This window comes from Nocardia speluncae NBRC 108251 (genome assembly GCF_001613245.1).
Taxonomy (GTDB): Bacteria; Actinomycetota; Actinomycetes; order Mycobacteriales; family Mycobacteriaceae; genus Nocardia; species Nocardia speluncae.
Genome location: NZ_BDBZ01000009.1, coordinates 186,261 through 195,498 on the forward strand (window position 1 = coordinate 186,261; position 9,238 = coordinate 195,498).

The 9,238-nt window shown below is 67.8% G+C and carries 9 protein-coding genes and 1 pseudogene; 9 read left to right on the plus strand and 1 reads right to left on the minus strand.

Annotated elements, in window-relative coordinates; genetic code table 11:
• Positions 1-62: 62 nt before the first annotated feature.
• Positions 63-947, plus strand: a complete 885-nt coding sequence (locus tag NS6_RS35825) for a TPM domain-containing protein (RefSeq protein WP_245669304.1) — start codon at positions 63-65, stop codon at positions 945-947.
• 1,062 nt (positions 948-2,009) lie between these two features.
• Here NS6_RS35825 and NS6_RS13015 read toward each other — a convergent pair.
• Entirely contained in the window at positions 2,010-3,161 is a 1,152-nt protein-coding gene (locus tag NS6_RS13015; RefSeq protein WP_068041007.1) for an alkaline phosphatase family protein, read from the minus strand.
• Between the two features lie 254 nt (positions 3,162-3,415).
• On the opposite strand from NS6_RS13015, the pseudogene NS6_RS35830 reads away from it, so the two are divergent.
• The 8 genes and pseudogenes from NS6_RS35830 to rplO form a co-directional block, all read left to right on the plus strand.
• A pseudogene (locus tag NS6_RS35830) lies at positions 3,416-4,822 on the plus strand (MFS transporter); the annotation flags it as partial.
• Between the two features lie 264 nt (positions 4,823-5,086).
• Positions 5,087-5,908, plus strand: a complete 822-nt coding sequence (locus tag NS6_RS35835; RefSeq protein WP_245669308.1) for an MSCRAMM family protein — start codon at positions 5,087-5,089, stop codon at positions 5,906-5,908.
• 425 nt (positions 5,909-6,333) lie between these two features.
• Positions 6,334-6,732: a 30S ribosomal protein S8 gene (gene rpsH / locus NS6_RS13025; protein ID WP_068041010.1), complete on the plus strand. Its 399-nt coding sequence runs from the start codon at positions 6,334-6,336 to the stop codon at positions 6,730-6,732.
• Positions 6,733-6,745: 13 nt separating this feature from the next.
• Positions 6,746-7,282 (plus strand): 50S ribosomal protein L6, encoded by a 537-nt coding sequence (gene rplF / locus NS6_RS13030; RefSeq protein ID WP_068041013.1) that lies wholly within the window; start codon positions 6,746-6,748, stop codon positions 7,280-7,282.
• 2 nt (positions 7,283-7,284) lie between these two features.
• Positions 7,285-7,692 carry a 50S ribosomal protein L18 gene (gene rplR / locus NS6_RS13035; RefSeq protein ID WP_033244268.1) on the plus strand — a complete coding sequence of 136 codons (408 nt, stop codon included), beginning with the start codon at positions 7,285-7,287 and terminating at the stop codon, positions 7,690-7,692.
• A gap of 46 nt (positions 7,693-7,738) precedes the next feature.
• Positions 7,739-8,383, plus strand: a complete 645-nt coding sequence (rpsE, locus tag NS6_RS13040) for a 30S ribosomal protein S5 (protein WP_068041015.1) — start codon at positions 7,739-7,741, stop codon at positions 8,381-8,383.
• A 1-nt stretch (position 8,384) separates the two neighbouring features.
• Positions 8,385-8,564 carry a 50S ribosomal protein L30 gene (rpmD, locus tag NS6_RS13045; protein WP_068041016.1) on the plus strand — a complete coding sequence of 60 codons (180 nt, stop codon included), beginning with the start codon at positions 8,385-8,387 and terminating at the stop codon, positions 8,562-8,564.
• Between the two features lies 1 nt (position 8,565).
• Positions 8,566-9,009 carry a 50S ribosomal protein L15 gene (gene rplO, locus NS6_RS13050; protein WP_068041018.1) on the plus strand — a complete coding sequence of 148 codons (444 nt, stop codon included), beginning with the start codon at positions 8,566-8,568 and terminating at the stop codon, positions 9,007-9,009.
• Positions 9,010-9,238 lie beyond the last annotated feature (229 nt).

Genomic DNA, 9,238 nt, shown 5'->3' on the forward strand with positions numbered 1-9,238 from the left:
ACGTTAAAATCTCAATAATAGTTGAGGTCAAGGTCCGGCGTTCCGCACGCTACATTCGAGATATGCCGACGACGAATTATCCGCTCCGCCGGATTACGTGTTTCGTGTTCGGCCTGGTCTTCGTGGGTGCGGTGACAATGCCGGTGGCCACCGCGGAACAACCCGCCCGGATGGACACCTATGTCACCGATTCCGCCGGCGCACTCGATACCGGCGACTCGCAGCGTGTCCGTGCGGCGGTCGACACGCTCTACGCCGAACACAAGGTGCGACTGTGGATCGCCTATGTCGACAATTTCGCCGGTACGAGCCCGCAGAACTGGGCGGCCCGGACCGCGCGGCAATCCGGCTTCGGCGAGCGGGACCTGCTACTCGCCGTGGCCACCCGGGATCGCGCCTACGCCTTCGACGGTGAGGCGCCCAGCGGGGTAAGCGAATCGGAGATCGACCGGATTCTCACCGGCCAGGTGGAACCGGCACTGCGCGACGACCGGTGGGCCGATGCGGGTGTGGCCGCGGCGGCGGGGATCGGCTCGGCCATGAGCGGGGGCGGAGTGAGCATGGGGCCGGTGCTGCTCATCGGTGTGCTGATCGTGCTCGCGCTGGTGGGTCTGCTGCTGTACCAGCGCTACCGCAGCGAGCCCGCGACCGGGCCGAACTGGAACAGGCCCGGAGTACCGATCCCACCGATCCCGCCGCACTCGCGGCACTGCCGCTCGAAGCCTTGCACGCGCGGTCACGAGAGGTTCTGGTCGAACTCGACGACGCCGTCCGGACCAGCGCCGAAGAACTGGAATTGGCCGTGGGGGAATTCGGGGACGCGGCAGTACAGCCTTTCCGGACCGCGCTGGAGCACGCGCGCGCCGCCACGGCGAAAGCGTTCGCCGTCCGGCAGCGGCTCGACGACGCCGTTCCCGAGACCCCCGATGAACAGCGCGCCCTGCTGATCGAGCTGATCACCACCGCGGGCCACGCCGACCGGGAACTCGACGCCCGGGTCGCGGAATTCGACGCCATGCGCGATCTGCTCATCGACGCGGGCCCCCGGCTGGACGCGCTGACCCGCGATATCGTCGAGCTCACCGCCCGGATCCCTGCGTCGGAGGCCGAATTGACGCGACTTACCGGCGCGCATCCGGCCAGCGTGCTGGAGCCGATCGCCGATAATGTCACCATGGCCCGGGAACGGATCGCCTTTGCCGACGAATGCGTGGGTGACGGCCACCGGGAAATCGCCCGGCCGGTGGGTGAACAGGGCGCGGCGGTTGCCGATATCCGGGCGGCCGAGAGCGCGCTCGGGCAGGCTCGCACGCTACTCGACGCAGTGGACGGCGCGGCGGCTCATATCCGGCAGGCGCGGGCGGGGATACCCGCGGCCCTGGACGAATTGCGTGGTGACCTGGACGCCGCTGCCGGACTCACCGAACACGGTGGCGAGGAATTGGCGAGCGCTGTTGCCGCCGCGCGGACCGTACTCGAAAATGCCGATACGGCAGCCGAAGCCGACCCGCTCGGGGCGTACCACGACGCGATAGCCGCCGATGGGGCGCTGGACCGGGCGCTGGCCGCCGCCGGTGACCGCAAGCGTTCCGCCGACGATCTGGCCCGCCGGTTGGACCAGGCTCTCCGGGATGCGGCCACCCGGGTCCGGATGGCGACCGATTTCATCGCCACCCGCCGCGGTGCGATGGAAGCGATACCTCGAACCCGGGTGTCGGAAGCCCAGCGCCACCTCGACGAGGCCCAGCGGCTGCGTGCCGACGACCCGGCCGCCGCGCTCGAGCATGCTCGCGCCGCTGCTGATCTCGGCGGCCGGGCACTTCAGGAAGCGCAGGCCGGGGTGCAGACCTGGGAGGTTCGCCGCCCGCCGTCGGGTTCGGCGCAGGCGGGCGCGATCCTCGGCGGGATCCTCATCGACAGCATGCTGCGCGGCGGTATGGGCGGTGGACGCGGTCACCACGGCGGATACCGGGCGGGATCGTTCGGCGGTTCGGGCGGATCGCGGCGGATCAGCCGTGGTGGGCGTTTCTGAGATGCGAAGAAATGAGCGGCACCAGTTGTTCGTCGGGTGTCCAGGCGCCGTGATGGCCGACCATTGCCGATTCCAGGGGTTCGGATTCCGGCCGCACCAGCACTGCGCCGCCTTCGGCCACCGCCAATAGATCCCCGATACGGTGCTCGATCACCGGGTCGGGCGGTGTGTGGCCGAACCAGTGCTCGTCCAGGGCCTGTTCACGTGTGACGACACGTGCGTGGCCGGCCAGTTCGCCAGTCCATCGGTCGAACACGTCGCCCCGCGCGGCCGGAGCGCGGAGGTAGATATGGCGTACGCGTGCCTCGCCGGCGATCAATCGCACGCCGTCGTGCAAGCCCGGCCGGGTATCCAGGTCGATGACGGTATCGGCGCGGACCATTCCGTGGTCGCCGGTGACCAGCAGTGTGCAGGTATCCGGCAGGTCGGTGAGCAGATCGGCCGCGAGGGCGTCGATATCGCGCAGAACCGCCAGTGCCGCCGGGGATTCGGGACCGTGCAGATGGCCGTTGCCGTCCAGATCGGGGAAGTAGGCGTAGGCGAAACGCGAACCCGCACCGGGGTGATCGGCGACCGCCAGGATTCCGGTGCGTACCTCGTCCAGTGTGGTCGCCGGGTGCAGGGACCCCGGGGCCCGGAACGACGCCCGGGTGAGGCCGGAGGTTCGCTGATACGCCGGAATCACATAGTGCACTTCGATCCCGCTGGCGGCGAGATCCTCGAGCCGGCTGGTGCCCGGCTGAACCGATTCGGGCGGGTGCGATTCGCGGGCGTCGTCGCCGGTCGCGCCGTCGAGCCGCCAGCGCAGTGAATTGAACAGCCGGACGCCGTCCGGACCGGGTACGGCGAAGCTGTAGCCGATGATGCCGTGGGTTGCGCACGGTGCGCCGAGCGCCAGGCTGGTGAGACTGGTCGAGGTGGTCGCCGGGAAACCGGCGGTGAGTGTGGTGACGGTATGTGCCGCCAGGGTGGGGGCGAGGTCGCGGTGCCGGGTGAGCAGTTGCGCGCCCAGGCCGTCGATCAGTAGCACCACCACGTCACGGTTGGGTGCGATCCCCAAGGGGTTGGCTCCATCCAGTCCGAACGAGGCGGTCACGGAGGGCAGGACATCGGCGAGTGAGTACGGCATCGCCTCATATCGTCCCGGATCCGCTGCCGTGCCGGGGCGTATCGGTCGGCTCGGTGCTCTGTTGATGCGGTGCCGGGGTGTTCGGTCGGCGCGTCGGCGGGTGCCCGGTCGGGGTAGTGGCAGGGGGCGGTGGGCTCGGCGCCGGGATGCTCGAACGGCTCCTGCGCCGGGGTGTCCGAATTGGTTAGATTGCATCATGCATGTTATGTGTATTATGCACATCGACTGAACTTTTTCTTGCGAGGAGCAAGCTCGTGACCAAAACCGAACCCGCTGTCCGCCCTGGGGCGGTACTTGCGGTGCTCGCCTTCGCTGGGATCGTGGCGTCACTGACGCAGACCCTGGTGATGCCGTTGCTCGGGCAGCTACCGACGATCTTGAGTACCGACCCGTCGAACGCGACCTGGGTGGTGACCGCGAGCCTGCTGGCCAGCGCCGTGACCACTCCGGTCGCCGGCCGCCTGGGCGACCTCTACGGCAAACGTCTGGTCCTGGTGGGCTCGGTGGTCCCGCTCATCATCGGGTCGGTGCTGTGCGCGCTGTCCACGACGCTGTGGCCGATGCTCGTCGGCCGCGCCCTGCAGGGGATGGCCGTGGGCCTGATCCCGGTCGGTATCGCCGCTCTGCGCGATCTCCTGCCGCCGGCGAAACTCGGCTCCGGTATCGCCCTGATCAGCTCCTCCCTCGGTGTCGGCGGCGCATTGGGTATGCCGCTGGCCGCGGCGGTCGTCGAATACAGCAGCTGGCAGTACCTGTTCTGGGGTATCGCCGTGCTCGGCGCGATCGCCGGCCTGCTCATCTTCCTGGTGGTACCGGCGACCCCGCCGCGTGCCGATCGCGGCCGCTTCGACGTACTGGGCGCCCTCGGGCTCGGCGTCGCTCTGGTCTGCCTACTGCTCGCCGTATCCAAGGGAGCGAGCTGGGGCTGGGCCAGCGCCACCACGATCTCGTTGTTCGTCGCCGCAGTGGTGGTACTGCTGCTGTGGGGTATGTGGGAACTGCGTTCGCGTGATCCGCTGGTCGATCTGCGGGTGACAGCCCGGCCCCGGGTACTGCTGACCAACCTCGCCTCGATCGTCATCGGTATGTCGATGTTCGCGCAGGCGCTGATCTTCCCGCAGCTGTTGCAGCTGCCGGAGGCCACGGGCTACGGCCTGGGCCAGTCGATGGTCGCGATGGGCCTGTGGCTGGCGCCCGGTGGTCTGACCATGATGCTCACCTCGCCGCTGAGTGCGAAACTGTCTGCCCTCGCCGGCCCGAAGATCACCTTGATTCTCGGCTCGGTCATCATCGCCGTCGGCTACGGGTCGACGGTCCTGATGATGGGCGAGGCATGGGGGCTGATGCTCGGCGGCATCATCATCAGCCTCGGTGTCGGTTTCGCCTACGGTGCCATGCCCGCGCTGATCATGAGCTCCGTGCCGATCACCGAGACCTCGGCCGCCAACAGCTTCAACACCCTGATGCGTTCGATCGGCACCTCGGTGGCCTCGGCCGCCATCGGCGCGGTCCTGGCGCAGATGAGCGTCGGCTTCGCCGGCGGGGTCAGTGTCCCGACCGAGGACGGTTTCCGGGCCGGCATCTTGATCGGCTGCGGTGTCGCCGTAGCGGCCGCACTGGTCGCGCTGACCATTCCGACGGCCAAACGCGCCGCCGCGGCGGTGCTCGCCGGTGCCCGGACCGACGAGGCGAAGATCGAAGCGCATGCAGTGGCCGAAGCGGTCCCGGCCGCGCCGGCGGGACTCTCGGCGGAAGCCGAACAGGTGGTCGACGATGCCGCGGCGGCGATCAGCGAGGACATCGCTGCCGCGCCGGGCCCGCGGCATGCAGCGCCCGAGGCGCCGGCCGCCGTCGCGGCGCAACGCAACGGTGCGAACGAACCCGCCCCGCAGCCGGTGGGGAGCGGATCGGTGCTGTTCGGCCGGGTGTCCGATACCCGCGGCGGCACGGTCGCCGGCGCGACCCTCACCTTGATCTCTCCCGCCGGGCAGCAACTCGGCCGGGCCCGGTCGGGAACGGACGGGTTCTATGAACTGGCCGCTCCGACGCCGGGGTCGTATGTGCTGATCGCCTCCGCCGAGGGCCGGCGCCCGGATGCCTCGACCGCGGTTCTCGGCAGCAACCCGGTGTCCTATGACGTCACGCTCAGCGCGCTGACCGGCCTCGAAGGTACGGTTCTGCGGATCGGTGACGGTACCCCGGTGTCCGCCGCGATGATCACCGCCCTGGACCTGCGCGGTGAGGTCATGGCGGCAGGTGAATCCGATCACGCCGGACGGTTCGAGCTCACCGGTCTGCCGGAGGGCGAGTTCACCATCGCAGTGAGCGCGTTCGGCTACCATCCGACCGCCGTATCGGCACAGGTGACCGGGCGGGATACGCTCCGCCTCGAAGTGCTGTTGCGCCCCGGCGTGCGGGTCGCGGGTGTCGTCAACGGCGGCGGACGTCCACTGGCCGGTGCGCTGGTCACTCTGACCGATTCGCTGGGCAATGTGATCGAGAACCGCACCACGGATACGGACGGTTCCTATGCGTTCGGCAATCTCGCCGAAGGCAGCTACACCGTTGTCGCCACCGGCTACGCGCCGGCCAGCGCCCAGGTGCGAGTGGGGGAACACGACGTCGAGGGCCTCGATATGGAACTGCGCGCGGCCGGCGCAGATGAACCTGCCGAGCCGGTCGAGCCGGTCGAGCCGGAAACCGAGCAGTTCGGCGATCTGCCGGAGGTGCACAAGAGCTCCCGGTGAGCGGCTGCCTGCGCGCAGAGTGCGCCGGGGCCCCCGAAGCATTGCTTCGGGGGCCCCGCTGGTTGTCTGTGCCGTGAGAATCCGGCCGGTTTTCGCCCGCGGCCCGAGATCTCCCACCTCACCTTCGAGGGCGGCGACACATGCCTCGAGGTTCCCCTTCTCTGTCATATCGGCCGGATGTACCTGGTCACGGCGGCATTCCGGGGCCTTGATTTTGTCGTACTCGAGTCAGCTCCTACACTGGACCGGTTGCCAGGGCACATCTGTGCCTGTGGGCGGCCCCGCGTGGGCGCCCGGGGCGATACGAACTCATCCGGCGGTGACTGCCGTCCGGACCAGCCGAATTGCTGTAGGCCCACGGCCTGCGCCCGCGTGGCGTGGGTGTTGTATGGGAACCGTAGCGAGAAAGGTGTCGAGGTCGAACTATGACCATGACCGATCCGATCGCAGACTTCCTTACGCGTCTGCGCAACGCCAACTCGGCGTACCACGATCAGGTGAAGGCTCCGCATTCGAAGCTCAAGTCGAATATCGCCGAGATCCTGAAGCGTGAAGGCTATATCGCCGATTACCGCACCGAGGACGCGACCGTGGGCAAGGCCCTCGTCGTCGACCTCAAGTACGGCCCCAGCCGGGAGCGCAGCCTGCAGGGCCTGCGCCGGGTCTCGAAGCCGGGTCTGCGCGTGTACGCGAAATCCACCAACCTGCCCAAGGTCCTGGGCGGCCTCGGCGTGGCGATCATCTCCACGTCGACCGGTCTGCTCACCGACCGTCAGGCGGCTCAGCAGGGAGTAGGCGGGGAAGTCCTCGCCTACGTCTGGTAAGGGAGGTACGGACATGTCGCGTATCGGCAAAGATCCCGTCGTCGTCCCCTCGGGTGTCGAGGTGACCATCAATGGCCAGGACATCGCGGTGAAGGGCCCGAAGGGTCAGCTCTCGCTGACCATTTCCGAGCCGATCACTGTCGCGCAGGAGGACAGCCGCCTGGTGTTCTCCCGCCCCGATGACGAACGCCGCAACCGTTCGCTGCACGGCCTGACCCGGACGCTGGTCGACAATATGGTCACCGGTGTCACCAAGGGCTACGAGAAGAAGATGGAAATCTTCGGCGTCGGCTACCGCGTGCAGCAGAAGGGCAGCAACCTCGAGTTCGCCCTCGGCTACAGCCATCCGGTGCCGATCGAGGCGCCCGACGGCATCACCTTCGCGGTGGAATCGCCCACCAAATTCTCCGTATCCGGGATCGACAAGCAGAAGGTCGGCCAGATTTCGGCGGTTATCCACGGCCTGCGCAAGCCCGACCCGTACAAGGGCAAGGGCATCCGCTACGCCGGCGAGATCGTTCGCCGCAAGGTCGGAAAGACGGGTAAGTGATCATGGCGCAAACCGAGAACCAGAAGTCCAAGCGCATTCCGCTGGGCAAGGATGCTTCGACCCGCCGTCGGCTTTCCAAGACGCGGCGTCACTTCCGCCTGCGCAAGAAGATCGAGGGCACCAGCGTTCGGCCGCGGCTGATCGTGCACCGCTCCTCGCGGCATCTGCATGTGCAGCTCATCGACGATTCGGCCGGTCGCACCCTGGCTTCGGCGTCGACCATCGAAGCCGATGTGCGGGCGCTGGACGGCGACAAGACCGCCAAGGGCAAGAAGGTCGGCGAACTGATCGCCGAGCGTGCCAAGGCCGCCGGTGTGGAGGCCGTGGTGTTCGACCGCGGTGGCCACGACTACCACGGCCGGATCGCGGCGCTCGCCGACGCCGCCCGGGAAGGCGGGTTGAAGTTCTGATGATCAACACCACTGCACATACCAGCGTGAACGGAAGGAACGTCTGATGCCGGGACGTCAACGGCGTGACGGCGGAAACGGACCCGCCGGACAGAACCCCAACGCCCCCGAGGGCGGCCGCGACAATCGCCGGGGCGGCGGCGACCGCCGCGGCGACCGTCGTAACGATGCTGCCGAGAAGAATCAACTCGAGCGCGTCGTAGCGATCAACCGTGTCTCCAAGGTCGTCAAGGGTGGCCGGCGCTTCAGCTTCACCGCCCTGGTCATCGTGGGCGACGGCAACGGCCTGGTCGGTGTCGGCTACGGCAAGGCCAAGGAAGTTCCCGCGGCCATCCAGAAGGGCGTCGAGGAAGCGCGTAAGAGCTTCTTCCGCGTCCCGATGATCGGCTCCACCATCACCCACCCGGTGCAGGGCGAAGCGGCGGCCGGTGTCGTCATGCTGCGCCCGGCCTCCCCGGGTACCGGTGTAATCGCCGGTGGCGCCGCGCGTGCCGTGCTGGAGTGCGCGGGCATCCACGACATCCTGGCCAAGTCGCTCGGTAGCGACAACGCGATCAACGTCGTCCACGCGACCGTCGCCGCACTCAAGATGCTGCAGCGGCCGGAAGAGGTCGCGGCGCGCCGCGGTCTGCCGCTCGAGGACGTCGCTCCCGCGGGCATGCTGCGTGCCCGTGCCGGACAAGGAGTCTGATATGGCAGATCTCAAGGTGACCCAGATCAAGAGCTCTATCGGCGCCAAGCAGAATCAGCGGGAAAGCCTGCGGACCCTCGGTCTGCGGGGTATCCGTAAATCGGTGACCCGGGAAGACACCCCGCAGAACCGTGGTCTGATCAATGTCGTGCGCCACCTCGTAACTGTTGAGGAGGTCTGACATGACCATCAAACTGCACCATCTGCGCCCGGCCCCGGGCTCCAAGACCGATAAGACCCGGGTGGGTCGCGGTGAAGGCTCCAAGGGCAAGACCGCCGGCCGCGGTACCAAGGGCACCAAGGCACGGAAGAACGTGCCTGCCGCATTCGAGGGCGGGCAGATGCCGCTCCAGATGCGGTTGCCGAAGCTGCGCGGCTTCACCAACCCGTTCCGGGTGGAATACCAGGTTGTGAATGTGGGCGCCATTGCCGAGCTGTTCCCCGAGGGCGGCACCATCGGCAAGGACGAGCTGGTCGCCAAGGGCGCGGTGCGCAAGAACCAGCTGGTGAAGGTGCTCGGCGAGGGAGAGATCTCCGTCGCCGTGCAGGTCAGTGCGGACAAGTTCTCCGGCTCTGCCAAGGAGAAGATCGCCGCCGCCGGTGGTACCGCCACCGAGCTGGGCTGACGTTCGCCTCTCGACGACAGTGACGCCGGACGAGTGCAGGCTCGTCCGGCGTCACTGTTAGAGTTCAAGTGGTTCTGCCAAGACCCGTCATGGGTTCGGCGATTTCCGAGTCGGGACACGCTGAAATTTCCATGGCCTGACCATGTCGTTCGCCAGGAGGATCTGTGCTTTCCGCCTTCGTTACGGCCTTCCGGACCTCGGACTTGCGGCGGAAGATTCTCTTCACGCT